We start from the raw sequence: 16053 nt of genomic DNA, 5'->3' as shown, positions 1-16053 counted from the left end.
TGGCCGAGGTGCTCCGAACGCGGGGCCGATGACGCCGCCTCGTGTCACGATGGAGCCGACGCTCGCGCCCTCCGCACGGGGCTGCCGAGCTGAGTCCCTGGGGAGGTGGGAATGTCCGTGCTGCCCGGTGCAGAACCATTCCTCCTCGACGCTGGGCCCGATGCACCCGCGGCCGTCCTGCTGAGCCACGGCTTCACCGGGACCCCGCAGTCGATCCGCCCGTGGGGCGAGGCGCTGCACGCCGCCGGTTACACCGTGAGCTGCCCGCTACTGCCCGGCCACGGCACCCGCTGGCCGGACATGAACCGCACCACCTGGCACGACTGGTACAAAGCGGTCGAGGACGAGTACCTGTCGCTGCACAGCCGGGGCGTGCCGGTCGTCGCCGGCGGCCTGTCGATGGGCGGCACGCTGGTGACCCGGCTGGCCGAGGTCCACGCCGGGAAGGCCACCGAACCGGCCGGCCTGCTGCTCGTCAACCCCTCCTACCTCACCCTGCGCAAGGACGCCGCGCTCCTGCCGGTCGTCAGCCGGGTGCTGGGTTCGTTCCCGGGGATCAGCGACGACATCAAGAAGCCCGGCGCGCACGAACTCGCCTACGACCGGCTGCCGCTCAAGGCCGCCGCGTCGTTGTCGCAGCTCTGGAAGGTCGTCCGGGCCGATCTGGGGCGCGTGACGGTGCCGGTCCGGCTGTACCGCAGCGCGGAGGACCACGTCGTCGAGCCCGCGAGCGGCGAGGCGTTGCTGGCGGGCGTCTCGTCCGCCGTGAAGTCCGAAGTCGTATTGCGGGAGAGTTACCACGTGGCGACGCTCGACAACGATGCACCGACGATCTTCGCGGGAAGTGCGGAGTTCGTCGCGTCACTGCTGTCCCCGGCGGGCCACCGATGACCGGAACCTCGGGGCGCCCGTACCGGGGACGGCGGGACAACGGCCTGGACGCGACCGAGTTCGTCGCGCTCGCCGACGTCGATCCGCGGATCGGCGAACACCTGCTCGACGTCCTCGGCGTCATCGGGATCGCCGCGTACCTGGCGCCGAGCGCCGATCTGAACCCGGTCGTCCGGTCGACGTCGCTGCCGGCCAGGCCCACCGACCGGCTGTGGGTCGACCGCGACCGGCTCGAGGAGGCCCGCGGCCTGCTCGAAGCCGTGCAGGAGGACGCACTCCAGTCCGAGGAGAGCGCCCGCTCCGGCGCTCCGGAGACCGGCGCTTCCCGCCCGATCGAGATCGACGTCGACGTCGAGTGGGAACGGATCATCGCCGGGTACGACGCGACGGCCGCACCCGACCGGCCGCGCCGCCGTGCGCTGATCGAGCCCCCCGAGAGCGGAGCCGCCGACGGCACCGCCGAGAGCCCGACTCCGGGCAGCGGGAACTCCGGGAGCGGCGCCTCCAGCGGCGGGGCCATCGTCGACGGCACCGCGGCCGTTCCGGCGCTCACCGACCCCACCGCCGACCCGCTGCCGGTGCGGACGCCGGGCACGGCCGACCAGCCGGTCCGCCCGGACGAGCCGGCCGGGCCGACCGACGACGCCCCGTCCACCGACACCCCGTCCACCGACGCCCCCGCCACGGGTGCGCCGTCCACCGACACGCCGTCCACCGAACGACCCGGCCCCGAGAGGCCGGCGTCCGGTGACGTCGCCGGGCGCCCGCTCGGGCGCGACCGCCTGACCGGCACCGACGCTCCGCCGAGCGACTTCCCGGTCGACGAGGACGAAGGGTACGAGCCGCCGCCACCGCCGCCGCTCCCCCGGATGTCCGCGCCGGTCATCGGCGCGCTCCTGGCGATCGCGGCCGGCCTGGTGCTGCTGTTCCGCTCCGACACCCTCGGACTCAGCGAACACGTCCGGCTGCTGCTCTCGCTCTGCGGCATCCTCGGTGGGGCCGGTGCGCTGGTCTGGCGTCTGCGTGACGGGTGGAACGACGACGACCCGGACGACGGAGCCGTGGTGTGATCACGAATTTCCCGCACGGTCACACGGTGGTCCACAGCGCGTAGCGCGCATCCCCCACCGTGTGCGGTGGGAGGTGGTGACGATGGCCCGTCACGAACAGGTGCTCGCCCTCTGGTGCGCGCTGACCGGGCACGACCCGGAGTGGTTCGAGGAGCCCGAGCGCGAGGCGCTGCTGGCACGCACGGAGATCGCCAAGCTCGCCGAGGCGACCGACGCCGTTCTGCTCTACGCCGGTCGGTCGGTGTGCCGCGGCACCTCGTTGCCGCTCGAGCGGTGGCTCGCCGCCGCACGTCTCAGCGCGTGAGCCCGATCTCGGCCATCACCGGGCGGTGGTCGCTGGCCAGCGCGACGTCCGGCGTGGTCAGTACCCGGTAGTCGCGCACCGGGACGCCGGGCGAGACGAAGATGCCGTCGATCCGGCGCCGCGGCGACCGGGTGCTGAAGGTCGGCGTCGGATCGGCGGCCCCGGCGTCGGTCAGCCGCTCGGCCAACGCACTCCAGGCCGGTCCGTCGCCGGTCTCGTTGACGTCGCCCGCGAGCACCACCGGTTCGTTCCCGGCCAGCGCACCCAGCAGGACCGGCACGTGCCCGACCCGCTCGGGCTCGGTGAGTCCGAGGTGGACTCCGGCCACCGTGAACGGCGCTCCGGCCAGGGAGCCACGCACGACCACGGCCGCCCGCGGGTGCTGGAACCGGGTGAGCGGCAGCCGCAGGACCCCGGCGTCGCGCACGGTCACCGCCAGCGAGGACAACACCAGGTTGCCGGACGCCCCACCCTGGACGACGACCAGGCCGCAGCGGCGGGCCAGCGACGCCGCCCGGGCCCGCCAGCGCACCACCCTGGGCGCTTCCTGCAGCACCACGACGTGCGGCGCGACGCCCCGGACGGTACGCACCAGGGCGTCGACGTCGTCACGCAGGCCGCGGACGTTCCAGTCGAGCAGCCGCAGCCAGGTCGTCACCGGATGCGAGCGAGATCCGCCGCACCGATCAGACCGGCCTTGTTGCCGAGCCCGGCGATGCGCACCTCGGCCACCTCGGTGCGTCCGCGCAGAGCCGTCACCTTGGCGTAGGTCTCCCGGGCCGGCACCGACAGCAGGTCACCGGCCTCGGCGACACCGCCGCCGAGGATGATGCACTGCGGGTCCCAGCCGGACACCAGGTCGGCCATGCCCCAGCCGAGCCAGTCGCCGAGCTCGGTGAACGACGCCAGCGCCGCGGCGTCGCCGGCCTGCGCGGCCCTGGTCACCATCGGTCCGTCGATGTGGTCGGCGTGGCCACCGGCCATCTCCAGCAGCACGCGCGCCGCCGAGGCGTCCTCGCGGGCCCGCTGCTTGGCGAACCGCACCAGCGCCTTGCCGCTCGCGTACTGCTCCCAGCACCCGCTCGCGCCGCAGCCGCACGGGTGCCCGTCCGGCACGGCGCGGGTGTGCCCGTACTCGGCCGCCATCCCGAAGTGCCCACGGTAAATCTCACCGTTGACGACCGCGCCACCGCCGATCCCGGTGCCGACCGTGATCAGGATCAGATGGTGCTGGTCCTGGCCGGCGCCGAACCGGTACTCGGCCCAGGCCGCCGCGTTCGCGTCGTTCTCGACGACGACCGGCAGGTCGACCCGCTCCTGGATCCGGTCGCGCAGCGGCTCCCGACGCCAGGCGAGGTTCGGTGCGTGCAGCACGACCGAACGGGATGCATCGATCCAGCCCGCCGCGCCGACGCCGACCGCCTCGATCGAGAAGTCCTCGTCGAGCTCACGCACGACCTCGGCGATGACCCGGGCCGTGTCGTTGACGTCCTGGCTCGGGGTGGGCCGCCGCACCGTGGCGAGCACTTCCCCATCCGGAGTCACCACTCCGGCCAATACCTTGGTTCCTCCGACGTCGACTCCGACGGTCAGGCTCACGCGCCCCTCACCACACCTACGCACCTTCCGGTCAGCGTCACGCTTCTGCGCAGCGTATGGCACGCCGCTCGACGGGTAATCATCGCTCCGCCGTGGCGTCCCAAACTTCAGCTGATGTCGATTCGTTCCACCGGGGGTTCTTCGTCGGGCTCCTCGGCCCCGGCCGACGCGCCCCACTCCCGCGCGACCTCCGCGACGACCTGCAACAATCCGGCGCCGGCGACGGCCACGTCGGCGACCGCGCCGCTGAACCGGGCGACGAGTTCCGGCGGCAGGTCGGGGGCGCCGTCCCCGCGCACGCGGTGCAGCAGCGCCTCGGCGAACCTGACCGCTTCGTCGACCAGCGGGCCGGGCGGAGGAGTAGTCATCCTTCGAACCTCACTTCCAGCCGGCCGTCCTGCAGCCGGGCCCCGGCCACCGCGCGGTGGCGCAGCACGGTCGGCAGCGCCAGCAGCCGGCGCCGCCCGGCGACCGTGAGGATCAGGTCGTCGGCGACGCGGGACAGGGCGATCTCGGACCGGTCGGCGAGCGGCAGCGCCACCGAGAGCACGGCGTCGCCGTCGAGCCGCAGCGGTGGTTCGACCGGCACCGCGGCCACCGGGTCGTCGTCGCCGTACAGCGCTTCCGCGAGCTCGGTCAGCGCGGGCACCCCCACCGGCTCGCCCGGCAGGTAGGGCGCGGTCCGGAGCGGCACACCGGCGAAGCTCTCCCGCGCTTCGGCCAGCTGGGCACGCTGCGCGGCGGCCCACCCGGCCCGCCAGGGGTCGTCACCGTCGGGGATCACCCGGTTCACCACGGCGCCGTCCACCACGAACCCGTGGAGCGCCAGCGCCGTGAACGTGCGTCGCGCTTCGGCGAGCACCACGGCCTCCGGCGTGAGGACGAGCCGCACCGCGCTCGTCTGCGGGTCGGTGAGCAGGTCACGGACGTCCGCGAGCGCCGTCCGCAGCTTCTGGACGGCGCTCACCACGGCGTCGTCGGGAAGGAGGTTCTGCAGTTCCCGGCCGAGCACCGGACGCGCGACGCCGGACAACCGGCGGTGCAGCGGCGCCAGCCGATCGGTGTACCAGCCGAGCACGTCGGGCAGCGTGAGCAGCCGGAGCGTCTCCGCGGTCGGGGCACAGTCGACGACGACCGTGTCCCACCGCCCGGACCGGGCCTCGTCGCGCACGGCGAACAGCGCGAACAGGTCGTCCAGCCCGGGCGGGACGACGATCTCCTCGGCGGCGACGCCGGACAGGCCCCCGTGGCGGAGCACCGTGGTGAGGTAGCCGCGCAGCGTGCCCCAGTACTGCTCGTAGCGTGCCTGCGGGTCGACCTGCTGGGCGTGCAGACCGTCGGCGACCGGCGTCGGCTCGGCGCCGACCGGGAGCCCGAGCGCGTCGGCCAGCGAGTGCGCGGGATCGGTGGAGACGACGAGCGTGGCACCGGCCCGGGCCGCCAGCACGGCGGTGGCGGCCGCGGAGGTGGTCTTCCCGACTCCGCCCTTACCGGTGAAAAGAACTACGCGCACGATTCCACGCGCTTCTTCAAATCCTTGAGCGCGGTGTCCATGATCATCTTCTCGGCTTTGCGCTTGAACATCCCGAGCATCGGCAGGTTGATGTCCACGGTCAGCGTGTAGGTGACTTCCGTGGTGCCGTCGCCGTTGTCGACCAGGTCGTAGCTACCGTCCTGGACTTTCATCATCGTGCTTTCGACGAGCGTCCACTCGATCCGGGTGAGGTCCTCGGCGTACGCGTATTCCAGCGTGTACTCGTCTTTGACCGGTCCCGCGTCGAGAACGAATTTCGCCTGGTGGGTGTAGCCGTCCTCGTACTCGCTGACGATCTCCACGCTCTTCACCGCGTCGACCCACTCGGGGTAGGACGCGAAGTCACTGATGACCGCCGCGATCGTGCCGACCGGCGCGGGGATCGTGATCGACTGCTGGGAGGAGTCCGCCATGTGTTCTGCTTACCACTCCAGCACGAACGGTTGTCCGGTCGCCCGGAAGTGACCCACGTTGACGCACTCCGTGCGCCCGATCCGCAGCCGCCGCTGGAGCGGCTGGTGGACGTGGCCGAAGAGCGCGTACCGCGGCTGGTGGGTGTGGATCGCCTCGAGCAGTGCTTCGGAGGCCACCTCCGGCCGCCGGGTGACGGTGTCCCAGCGCAGTTCCGGGACGGCCGGTGGCACGTGCGAGCAGAGGACGTCGACCGGGCCGAGCGATTCCACTTTCGCGGCGAACTCCTCCGGGGAGAAGTCGGCGCCGAACGGAATCGGCGGGATCCGCGGTGCGCGGGTCACCGGTTGCGCCGCCGGCAGGAGCTTGCGGGGCCATCCACCCACGAAACCGAAACGCCAGCCGCCGATCTCCACCACCTCGGCGTCGAACATGCGGTGCTTGTCGTCGACGAACTCCGGCCAGAGCGCCGGCATGTCGACGTTGCCGTACGTGCAGTACGCGGGCGTCGGCATGATCCCGAACAGCTCGGCGTACTGCTGGCGGGCCGCCTCGGTCACCGCGCCCGGCAGGTCGTCGACCTGGGACAGCTGCGCGCCGATCGAGCGCAGGTCGCCGAAGCGGTGCTCCTTGCGCAACGCCGCGAACTCGGCCCCGGCCTGCGCGCCGAGCAGGTCGGCGAGGATGCCCTGGGACGGGTCGGCGTAGTCGAGGTAGAGCAGCAGGTCGCCGAGAACGAGGAGTCCGTCGGCGCCGTCACCGGCGGTAGCCAGCGCGTCGGCGCGGCCGTGGACGTCGGAGACCACGTGGAGGCGGGGCACTCCCGAAGCATGCCACCGGACGCGAAGGGGACCACCGTGACCCGTACCACGGTCGGATACCGTTGATGGGAACGCGACACAGGAAGGGGAGGCCGTGGTGCGTGAGTTCGCTCAGCCCGCCGTCTACACCGTCCCGGACGGGGCAAATCTGACCGATCCGGTCTGGAGTGCCGCCGAGGAGGTGCCGGACAAGGTCACGTTCCGTAGGCCCTCCGGGGGCGGCTGGACGGATGTCACCGCCGCCACGTTCCGGGACGAGGTCGTCGGCGTCGCGAAGGGGCTGATCGCCTCGGGTATCCAGCCGGGTGACCGGATCGGCCTGATGGCACGCACCCGCTACGAGTGGACGCTCGTCGACTACGCGATCTGGGCCGCGGGCGCCGTCACCGTCCCGATCTACGAGACGTCGTCGGCCGAGCAGGTGCAGTGGATCCTCGGCGACTCGGGCGCGGTCGGCGTCTTCGTCGAGTCCTCCGACCACCAGTCGCAGGTCGAGGCCGTCCGCGGGTCGCTGCCCTCCCTGCGCCAGGTCTGGCAGATCGACGCGTCGGCGGTGGAGCTGCTGACGTCCGGTGGAGCGTCCGTTCCTTCTGCCGACGTCGACGAGCGGCGGGCCGCCCTCGGCCCCGCCGACACCGCGACGATCATCTACACCTCGGGCACCACCGGCCGCCCCAAAGGCTGCGTGCTCACCCACAAGAACCTGCTGTTCGAGGTCGGCAACGCGCTGCCGATGCTGCCGAGCATGTTCAACGAGGGCGCGTCCACGCTGCTGTTCCTCCCGCTGGCGCACGCGTTCGCGCGGCTGATCCAGCTGGGCGCGGTGCAGTCGCGGGCGACGCTCGGCCACGCGCCCGACATCAAGAACCTGATGAACGACCTGCAGACGTTCCGCCCGACGTTCGTCCTGGCGGTCCCGCGGGTGTTCGAGAAGGTCTACAACGGCGCGAAGCAGAAGGCGCACAAGGAAGGCAAGGGCGCGATCTTCGACCGGGCCGACCGGGTGGCGGTGGCGTACAGCGAAGCGCTGGACTCCGGCGGTCCCGGCCTGTTGCTGCGCGCCCAGCACGCGGTCTTCGACAAGCTCGTCTACGCGAAGCTGCGCGCCGCGCTCGGAGGTTCCTGCACCCACGCGATCTCCGGCGGCGCGCCCCTCGGGCCCCGGCTCGCGCACTTCTTCCGGGGCATCGGGCTCTGGGTCTCCGAGGGGTACGGGCTCACCGAGACCTCGCCGGCCACCGCGGCCAACGTCGACGACGCGGTGAAGCTCGGCACCGTCGGGCGCCCGCTGCCCGGCATGACCGTGCGCATCGCCGACGACGGCGAGGTGCTGATCGCCGGCGACCACGTGTTCTCCGAGTACTGGCACAACCCCGACGCCACCGCGGAAGCGCTCAAGAACGGCTTCTTCCACACCGGCGACCTCGGCACCCTGGACGACGAGGGCTTCCTCACGATCACCGGGCGCAAGAAGGAGCTGATCGTCACCGCCGCCGGCAAGAACGTCGCCCCGGCCGTGCTCGAGGACCGCATCCGGGCGCACGCGCTGGTCAGCCAGGCGATGGTCGTCGGCGACGGCAAGCCGTTCATCGGCGCGGTCGTGACCGTCGACCCGGACGCGTTCGGGCCGTGGAAGGACAAGCAGGGAAAGCCCGCGGACGCTACCGTGGGCGATCTCGCGGAGGACCCCGAACTGCGGGCGGAGATCCAGGCCGCGGTGGACGACGCCAACCAGGCCGTGTCGCGCGCCGAGCAGGTCAAGGTTTTCCGTATTCTGCCTCGCGACTTCACCGAAGAGACGGGCGAGCTGACGCCGAGCATGAAGCTGAAGCGCTCCGTCGTGGAGAAGGAGTACGCCGACGAGATCGCCGCTATCTACACCTGACCGGGTCGTCCGGGGCACCCCGGTACGCAGCGGGCCGGCCTGGCTGCGCGGGCTGCCCCCGGCGTCGGCCCTGCTGGAGACCGTCGCGCTGACCCGTCTGATCCGCGGTTGCCTGCTGACGCTGGTGATCGTGCTGTCGCTGGCGAGCACCGGCTCGATCGCGCCGACGCTGCTCTGGTGCGCGTTGTTCGCGCTCGCCGCCGCGCCCGGCCTGGTGGCCCCCGAGCGGGCCTGGCCGGCGCGGATCGGCTGGCTGGCCGAGGTGATCGTGGTCGCGATGGCGGCCGCCACGCCGCCGGCCGAGGAGGCCTTCGTCCACCCGGCGTTCGTGCTGGCCTACCTGGCCGCGCCGGCGTTCGCGGTCGGGGCGGTCGCGGGCCGGGCCGAACTCGGCGCGCTCGTCGGTGTGACCGCGGTGGCGCTCGTGGTGGCCGGCGCACTGCAGGACCAGCTGGGTTCGTCCTCGTACGGGCTGGCGGCCCTCGAGTGGACCGTGCTGGCCGGGGTCGCCGGTGTCCTCGGCCTCGCCGTGCAGCGCCTGGTCCGCAGCCGCAGCGACGCCGTCGAGCCCGAGTTCGTCCAGGCCGCCCGGCTGCTCACCCAGCTCCGCACGATCGCGCGACAACTGCCGGGCGGTCTCGACCCCGGCAGCCTCGGCGACCGGCTCCTCGAGGAGCTCAACCAGGTCGCCGCCACGGATCGCAGCGCGGTGCTGACCGGCAGCGGCGGCGGCCGGCTCGAGGTGCTGACCCAGCGTGCGCCCGGGCGCGTCGCCTGGGAGACGTCGTTCGACGCCGAGACCCCGCTCGCCGACACCTGGGCGAGCCAGCAGCCGCAGGTGTCCAACCGCACGCTGGACCGGGCGGGGCCGGGCACGCCGGTGTCGGTGCTGGTGCTGCCGATGATCACCGGGGTGCGCACGGTGGGGCTGGTCGTGCTGGAGTCCGACCGCACCGGCGCCTACCCGCCGGCCGCGGTCGCCGAGGCCGTCGAGGTCGTCGGCAACGCCGCGCTGCGGCTGGAGACCGCGCTGCTCTTCGACGAGGTGCGCGGGCTGGCGACGGTCGAGGAGCGGCAGCGCCTGGCCCGGGAGATCCACGACGGCGTCGCTCAGGAACTCGTGATGGTGGGCTACGGGATCGACAACGCGATCGCCGACCTGCCCGCGGAGAGCGAGGCGGCGGAGAGCACGCTGCGGCTGCTGCGGGCCGAGGTCACCCGGGTCATCACCGAGCTGCGGCTGAGCCTCTTCGAGCTGCGCAGCGACGTCGACCGGCACGGCGGCCTGGGCAGCGCGATCGCCGACTACGCCCGGACGATCGGGTCGTCCGCCGGCCTGCGGGTGCACCTCTCGCTCGACGAGTCGACGGCCCGGCTGCCGGCCGCGGTCGAATCCGAGCTGCTGCGTATCGCACAGGAGGCGGTGACGAACGCACGCAAGCACGCCGGTGCGGCCAACCTGTGGGTCACGTGCGAGGTGGATCCGCCGTTCGCCCAGGTCGAGGTGAGCGACGACGGAAAGGGGCTCGGCCGGGACCGGCCGGAGGGCCGCTACGGAATGACGATCATGGCCGAACGCGCCAATCGCGTCCGGGCCGAGTTGGAAATCGTGCCCCGTGCCCCCAAAGGGACCACGGTGCGTGTTGTCTTGGGCGGGAAATCCCGACAAGGAACGGCCAGCTAAATGGCATAATTCACATCAACGACCGTTTTCCCGGGCTCCGCCGTCCACTGTGGCGGGACGGAATGCATTCTTGCTGGCCATCACCTACAGAGACCCTGATATGAGAACTTTAGGCGACGGATCGTATAACGTGACGCTGCAGGAGGTGCGGCCAGACAGTGACTGACAACAGGTCCTTCCCCAGCCCGCCGGGGGGCGAGGCCAGCGGCGGGGTAACGACTGTTCTCCTCGTCGACGACCACGACTTGATTCGGCAAGGGCTCCGCCACGCGTTCGAGCGCGACCCGGGTTTCGAGGTCGTCGGGGAGGCGGGGTCGGTCGCCGACGCGCTCCGCAAAGCCGCCGAGCTCAAGCCCGACGTCGTGATCATGGATCTGCGACTGCCCGACGGCAGCGGGCTGGAGGCCACCAAGGCACTCCGTTCGTCCCGGGCCGACATCGGCATCGTGGTCCTCACCATGTACGCCGGTGACGACCAGCTGTTCGGCGCGCTCGAGGCCGGCGCTTCGGCGTTCGTCCCGAAGAACGCCCCCGCCGACGAGGTGGTCGCGTCCGCGCGGCACGCCGCCTCTTCGCCCAACGCGTTCACCGCGTCCGACCTGGCCAGCGCGATGAAGCGGCGGCTCACGCCGAGCGGTCCGCACCTGTCGCCGCGCGAGAGCCAAGTGCTGCGGCTGCTGGCCGACGGGATGAGCGTCGCGGGTATCGCGAAGCAGCTCTACGTCAGCGAGTCCACCGCGAAGACCCACATTTCGAAGCTCTACGAGAAGCTCGGAGCGGGAAACCGCGCGCAGGCGCTGATGACGGCGTTGCGTCTCGGCCTGCTGGAAGCTCCGAACACCCCTGGTCTCTGAGTAGTCAACCGTTCTCCCCGCTGCGGCGTTCCGGCGGGGAGAACGGTTCTTTCAGTTGAGCAGGGTGGTCATCCGGGCCGCGAGGTCGTCCCACTGCCAGTCGCGCTCGACCCATTCCCGGCCGGCCTTGCCCATGGCCTGCGCCCTCGCCGCGTCTCCGAGCAACTCGGTCGTGCGTGCCACCAAGGCGTCGAGGTCCCGGCCGCCGACCACGTAGCCGGTCTCGCCTTCGAGCACGGCGTCCGGCGCTCCCCCGGAGTCACCGGCGACGACCGGCAGACCGGTGGCCGATGCCTCCAGGTACACGATGCCGAGCCCTTCGACGTCGAGCCCCCGGCGCCGGGTGCGGCACGGCATCGCGAACACGTCGCCGGCGGCGTAGTGCGCCGGGAGCTCCTCCCACGGCACCGAGCCGGTGAACTTCACGTCGTTCTCCAGGTCGCGCTCCCGGACGAGCTTCTCCAGCGTCTCCCGGTACGGGCCGCCGCTGACGAGCAGGAGCGCCGCGTCCGGGATCGTCGCGCGGATCGCGGGGAGCGCCCGGATCAGCTGGTCCTGGCCCTTGCGCGGGACGAGACGGGAGACGCAGACGATCGTCGGCCGGTCGGTGAGCCCGTAGCGTTCCCGGACCGCCGAACCGTCCACGCCGGGGTGGAACATGCTCGTGTCGACGCCCGGCGGCAGGTGCACGAGCTCGGCCTTGTTCCTGACCGGGCCCTCGAGCTTGCCCCGGGTGTACGCGCCGAGATACGTGATGACGTCGACGCCGTCGGCGATTCGGGTGAGCAGCTGACGGGCGGCGGGCAACTGCGCCCAGCCGGCTTCGTGGCCGTGGGTCTGGGCGACCTGGCGGGTGACGCCGGCGTTCTTCCTGAGCGTGTGCGCGAGCAGGCCGAGCGGGGCGGCGGCGCCGTACCAGACCGTCTCGCAGCCGTGCTCCTTCGCGGTGCGGACGACGCGGCGCGCGGCCGCCGGCGTCGGCACCAGCAACGACGTGGGGTGGCGCACGACCGGGAACGGTTGCTCGGCGTCGAACTCCTCGGCGCCCTTCCAGCGCGAGGCGTAGACGACGAGTTCGCCGGGCGGCTGACGCACGGCGAGCTGGTGCACGAAGGTCTGGATGCCGCCGGGGCGCGGCGGGAAGTCGTTCGTGACGAGCAAGGTCTTCATCGGGGTGTTTCCGCTGTCATCGGGTCTCTCATCGGGACGGCGCCGGGATGGGGAGGTTCTCGCGGGCGGCGAACGCCCGGGCGGCGGCGATGCGTTCCACAGTGGTCGGATGGGTGCCGAACCAGACCTGGAAGAACCGGTTCGGACGCAGGTCGGCCCGGTTCTGCAGGGCCAGCCCGCGTTGCATCGCCACGAACGCCTCCGGATCCCGGGTGAGGGCCAGCGCGTGCTCGTCGGCGCGCGCTTCGATCTTGCGTGACACCAGGCCCTGCACCGGGGTGGCGAACACGCCGGCCAGCGCGGCGATCGCCAGCAGCAGCGCGATCGAACGCGGATCGGTGAGGCTCTCGACCCCGGCGCGGCGCAACAGGGCCGTGGAGCCGCCGAGCACGGCCAGCCCGCACACCGCCGCCGCCGCGCCGAGCGCCCCCAGCACCGTGCCGGTGACCACGTCGCCGTCGACCGCGTGGCCGAGCTCGTGCGCCACGACCGACTCGACCTGCTCGGGCGGAGCCTGCTCGAGCAGCGTGTCGTAGACGACGATCCGGCGGCTCGCCCCGTACCCCGACACGTACGCGTTGAGCGCGGTCGTGCGGCGCGACGCGTCCGCGACGAGGACGTCCTTCACCGGTTCGTGATCGCGCTCGGCGAGCTGCACGAGGCTCGTGCGCAGCGGCGAATCGGGCATCGGCGTGAACTTGTTGAACAACGGCTCGATGAGCACCGGGAACGCGAACGAGGCCGCGAACACGAACGCCGCCGCACCGGCCGCGGCCCACGTCCACCACCAGTTCGGCGTGGCCCGCACGAGCGCGAACAGCATCAGCGTGAGCACGGCCGTGAGCACCGCGGAGATCGCCCAGCCCTTGGCCTGGTCGGCGAGCCAACCGCCCCAGTTCTGCGTGGACAGGCCGTACCGGCGCAGCAGCACCTCCGACCGGGCCGCGAGCGGCAGCGTGATCACGGTCGCCACCAGACCGAGCACGACGCCGCCGAGCAGGGCCTCGCTCCACCAGGAGCCACCGAGCGGACGAGCGACCGCACCGATCAGCCGGGCACCGAGCGGGGTGAGGCCGAGCACCAGCGCGATGACGAGCCCGAGCGCGAGCCGGGCCAGGGACCAGGGCCGCAACGCGGCGCGGAAGGCGCTACCGCGGCTGATTTCGGCTTCGGTGAAGTCGGTGGCCGCGTCGGGGCGGGGCGGGGCGGGGTCTGTGGCTTCTGTGGCTTTCCCGGCAGGGGTGGTTTTTCGGGCGGGGTCGGCCTTGCCGCTGGTTTCTCCGGCGGGGGTGGTTTTTCCGGGGGCCTTTTCGGCGGGGCTCTTTTCGGCGGGGGTTCTTTCGGCGGGGGTGGTGCGCCAGGGCGTGAGTAGGCCCGCTGCCAGCACCACGGCGGCGCCGAGGACCAGGAACGCGATCAGGGCGACGGTTCGGCTGGACACTCGTCGATCATCCCAGCCGCCCGCTGCTGGACGGCCGGGGGTTGTGCTGTGTTTCTGCCGGCGGTTGTGCTGTGTTTCTGCCGGCGGTTGTGTTGGTTTCCCGGCGGCGGTGCGGTTGGTCTCCCGCCCGAGTCCCGGCTGGCCTCCCGGCCCCTGGCAGTCCCGAGCTGGCCTCCACCAGTTCCCGGCCGGCCTCCCGGCAACAGTCCGGCTGGCTCCTACCGACAGCCCGCCTCGCCTCCCGGCAACAGCCCGGCTGGCTCCTACCGACAGCCCGCCTCGCCTCCCGGCAACAGTCCGGCTGGCCTTTCCGGGAGCCCTCACTGGCCTTCCAGGAGCTCTCGCTGGCCTCCCGGCAACGGCCCGGCCGACCTTCCGGAAGCCCTCGCTGGCCCTCCGGGAGCCCTCGCTGGCCTCCCGGCAACGGCCTGGCCGGCCTCTGGCGAAGGCCTGGCCGGCCTCTGGCGAAGGCCTGGTCGGCCTGGTGCCCGAGGGTCAGCGGGCCTCCCGCTGTGGTCCGGCCGGCCTATGGGCGTGCGCGCCCGGCCGCCGGTGGGGCTCCGGCGTCAGCCGGCCTGGCGGTCGGTGTGGCTGCCTCCGAGCCAGTCGGTGTGGTGGCGCAGGTCGTGGGCGGGCTCGGTCGCGGTGATCGACACGAACTCGGGGTCGAGGCCCGCGGAGACCAGGGCCCGCAGTGCGTTCTCCTCCACGTCGTCCAGTTCGACGCCGTTCGGCATCTCGGTCAGTTCGACACCGGGCGGCGGGGCCCCGACCAGCGCGGTGATCACGCAGTCGGCGCAGCCTGAGCCACGGACGCCACACGCGTCGCAATCGATGAGCATCGTCGTCGCCTCCTTCCGTGCATCTGTTCCTTCCACCACGCACGGTAGGCAGGGGGTACGACAAAACTGAGTCAAGCCCGGTCGAGACGCTTCACCAGGACTACGGACGGCACCGCATAGGCACCGGCCCGGCGGATACCGTCGGCCACTTCTTTGTCCGACGACACGACGACGACCGGCCGTCCCTGCGGTTCGGTGCGCACCAGCCGCCGGATCACCTCGTCGGCGGTCTCCCCCGCCGGGCTGAAGATGACCCGCACCCCGCGCGGGCTCCCGGGCGCGATCGCGAGCCGGCCCGCCCCGTCGAACACGACCGTGATCTCGGCGTTCGTTTGCGCGGCGAGCCCGGCCAGGCTCGCTACCAGGCGCGTGCGTTGCTGCTCGAGCGCGGCCTCCGGGAACCCGGTCTTCGTCACGTTGTAGCCGTCGATCACCAGGTGGACGCGGGGCAGCGCGAGCAGCTGGTCGAGCCGGGCCGGGTCGTCGGCGGCCCAGAGCTGGCTGCCGGCCTTCGTCTTCGTACCGGCCGTGGCCTCCACGTCGGCCGCGACGACGTCACCGGGCAGCACGCCAGGGGGACCGAGCGCGAGCTCGCGACGGAGCCCCTGAGCGGCGTTGCCGAGCGTCTCCAGCAGCAGCCAGAGCCGCATGTCGTCGGTGACCCGGCCGGCGCGGCTGGACGACTTGGCCGCCTCCAGCTCGCGCTCGGCGTCGGCGAGCCGCCCGCGGAGCCGCCGGATCTCGGCGTCGGAGGCGCTGGACGCGGCGGCGACCCGGCCTTTCTCGGTGGACACCGCGTCGGTGAGGCGGCGGACGTCCTGCTCGGAGTCGCGCAGGGCCTTGGTGAGCTCGCGCACGCGTACCCGCAGCTCGTCGGCCTCGCCGCGGACGGTCGCCAGGTCCGAGCGCAGCTTCTCGGCGTCGGCCTTGGCGTTGGCCCGGGCCCGCTCGAGCTGCTCGGTGAGGCGTTCGACCTGCCGGGACGCGGCCAGCACCTGCTCGGATTCGGCCGCGGCCACGACGGTCGCCGACGCCGACTCGACGAGCGTCGTCCAGTGCGGTGGGCGGGCCAGGTAGGCCAGTGCGGCGACCTCGACGGGGTCGGCGGCGCCGGGCGGGGTGCCTGCGGCTACGGCGGCTCCCAGCGGCCCGGCCGCCTCGACGGCCCGCTCCGCCAGCCGCTGGCGGAACTCGGCGTCGGCCGCGAGCTGCGCGACCACGGTCGGACCGGCCAGCCGGGCCCGCCGAGCCGGGGTGAACTGCGCGAACCGGCGCAGCGCCGCGGGCAGGACGTCGGGGCCGAGGGAGGGAAAGAGGTCGACGGCGAGCGCCGTCACGCGGGCGCGGACCGCATCCGGCAGAGTGGGCTCGACGTCGGGCTGAGTCGGCTCGACGCCGGTTTGGGCAGCGCCGATCGCGGCGTCGGTGACGCCGTCCTCTCTGTGGTGATCGCCGGTCACAGTGGCCGCAAGGTGGACATGGTTCCAGTCTTCCACTCCTGATCGCCGTCGGCCGCACGACGGACCACGTCTGACCAGGTGAACCCG

15 protein-coding genes and 2 pseudogenes are annotated in these 16053 nt (G+C 72.5%); 6 read left to right on the top strand and 11 right to left on the bottom strand.

Features of this window, described 5'->3' with window-relative positions; genetic code table 11:
* Positions 1–111 precede the first annotated feature (111 nt).
* From CRYAR_RS09725 to CRYAR_RS09710, 3 genes are all read left to right on the top strand, one after another.
* On the top strand, positions 112–891 hold the full coding sequence (locus tag CRYAR_RS09725) for an alpha/beta hydrolase (protein ID WP_035850011.1): 780 nt from the start codon (positions 112–114) through the stop codon (positions 889–891).
* Entirely contained in the window at positions 888–1961 is a 1074-nt protein-coding gene (locus tag CRYAR_RS42905) for a hypothetical protein (protein WP_051569976.1), read from the top strand. Before CRYAR_RS09725 ends, CRYAR_RS42905 begins: the two co-directional genes overlap by 4 nt.
* 82 nt (positions 1962–2043) lie before the next feature.
* Positions 2044–2265 carry a hypothetical protein gene (locus tag CRYAR_RS09710; RefSeq protein WP_157017546.1) on the top strand — a complete coding sequence of 74 codons (222 nt, stop codon included), beginning with the start codon at positions 2044–2046 and terminating at the stop codon, positions 2263–2265.
* Here the strand turns inward: CRYAR_RS09710 and CRYAR_RS09705 are convergent.
* The 6 genes from CRYAR_RS09705 to CRYAR_RS09680 form a co-directional block, all read right to left on the bottom strand.
* Positions 2255–2923 carry an endonuclease/exonuclease/phosphatase family protein gene (locus CRYAR_RS09705; RefSeq protein WP_035850009.1) on the bottom strand — a complete coding sequence of 223 codons (669 nt, stop codon included), beginning with the start codon at positions 2921–2923 and terminating at the stop codon, positions 2255–2257. The genes CRYAR_RS09710 and CRYAR_RS09705 overlap by 11 nt on opposite strands.
* A complete protein-coding gene (locus CRYAR_RS09700; protein WP_035850007.1) occupies positions 2920–3864 on the bottom strand; it encodes an ROK family glucokinase in 945 nt (314 codons plus the stop codon). Before CRYAR_RS09700 ends, CRYAR_RS09705 begins: the two co-directional genes overlap by 4 nt.
* 107 nt (positions 3865–3971) lie before the next feature.
* Positions 3972–4232, bottom strand: a complete 261-nt coding sequence (locus CRYAR_RS09695) for a hypothetical protein (protein ID WP_035850006.1) — start codon at positions 4230–4232, stop codon at positions 3972–3974.
* Entirely contained in the window at positions 4229–5377 is a 1149-nt protein-coding gene (locus CRYAR_RS09690) for an ArsA family ATPase (RefSeq protein WP_035850005.1), read from the bottom strand. The genes CRYAR_RS09695 and CRYAR_RS09690 overlap by 4 nt, the downstream gene beginning before the upstream one ends.
* Complete coding sequence (locus CRYAR_RS09685; RefSeq protein WP_035850003.1) at positions 5368–5811, bottom strand: SRPBCC family protein; 444 nt, start codon at positions 5809–5811, stop codon at positions 5368–5370. Before CRYAR_RS09685 ends, CRYAR_RS09690 begins: the two co-directional genes overlap by 10 nt.
* A gap of 9 nt (positions 5812–5820) precedes the next feature.
* Positions 5821–6630, bottom strand: a complete 810-nt coding sequence (locus CRYAR_RS09680) for a metallophosphoesterase family protein (RefSeq protein ID WP_035850002.1) — start codon at positions 6628–6630, stop codon at positions 5821–5823.
* Between the two features lie 97 nt (positions 6631–6727).
* Here CRYAR_RS09680 and CRYAR_RS09675 point away from each other — a divergent pair, with 97 nt between their 5' ends.
* The 3 genes from CRYAR_RS09675 (at position 6728) to CRYAR_RS09665 (ending at position 11053) form a co-directional block, all read left to right on the top strand.
* Positions 6728–8515, top strand: coding sequence for an AMP-dependent synthetase/ligase (locus tag CRYAR_RS09675; RefSeq protein ID WP_035861540.1), 1788 nt, complete (start codon positions 6728–6730; stop codon positions 8513–8515).
* Between the two features lie 130 nt (positions 8516–8645).
* Positions 8646–10199, top strand: a complete 1554-nt coding sequence (locus tag CRYAR_RS09670) for a sensor histidine kinase (RefSeq protein ID WP_211247365.1) — start codon at positions 8646–8648, stop codon at positions 10197–10199.
* 158 nt (positions 10200–10357) lie between these two features.
* Complete coding sequence (locus tag CRYAR_RS09665) at positions 10358–11053, top strand: response regulator transcription factor (protein ID WP_051569974.1); 696 nt, start codon at positions 10358–10360, stop codon at positions 11051–11053.
* 51 nt (positions 11054–11104) lie between these two features.
* On the opposite strand, the gene CRYAR_RS09660 is transcribed toward CRYAR_RS09665, so the two are convergent.
* From CRYAR_RS09660 to CRYAR_RS09645, 5 genes and pseudogenes are all read right to left on the bottom strand, one after another.
* Entirely contained in the window at positions 11105–12223 is a 1119-nt protein-coding gene (locus CRYAR_RS09660) for a glycosyltransferase family 4 protein (RefSeq protein WP_035849996.1), read from the bottom strand.
* A gap of 28 nt (positions 12224–12251) precedes the next feature.
* A pseudogene (locus CRYAR_RS51235) lies at positions 12252–12815 on the bottom strand (M48 family metalloprotease); the annotation flags it as partial.
* 165 nt (positions 12816–12980) lie between these two features.
* Positions 12981–13304 (bottom strand): annotated as a pseudogene (locus CRYAR_RS51230) (M48 family peptidase); the annotation flags it as partial.
* A gap of 926 nt (positions 13305–14230) precedes the next feature.
* On the bottom strand, positions 14231–14506 hold the full coding sequence (locus tag CRYAR_RS45100; protein WP_211247364.1) for a hypothetical protein: 276 nt from the start codon (positions 14504–14506) through the stop codon (positions 14231–14233).
* Positions 14507–14577: 71 nt separating this feature from the next.
* Complete coding sequence (locus CRYAR_RS09645) at positions 14578–15966, bottom strand: NYN domain-containing protein (protein WP_035849991.1); 1389 nt, start codon at positions 15964–15966, stop codon at positions 14578–14580.
* Positions 15967–16053: the final 87 nt, after the last annotated feature.

It is taken from the genome of Cryptosporangium arvum DSM 44712 (assembly GCF_000585375.1).
In the GTDB taxonomy this organism is placed as follows: Bacteria; Actinomycetota; Actinomycetes; order Mycobacteriales; family Cryptosporangiaceae; genus Cryptosporangium; species Cryptosporangium arvum.
The sequence above is the reverse complement of the archived record's forward strand: the minus strand, read 5'-3'. Positions and strand labels throughout refer to the sequence as shown.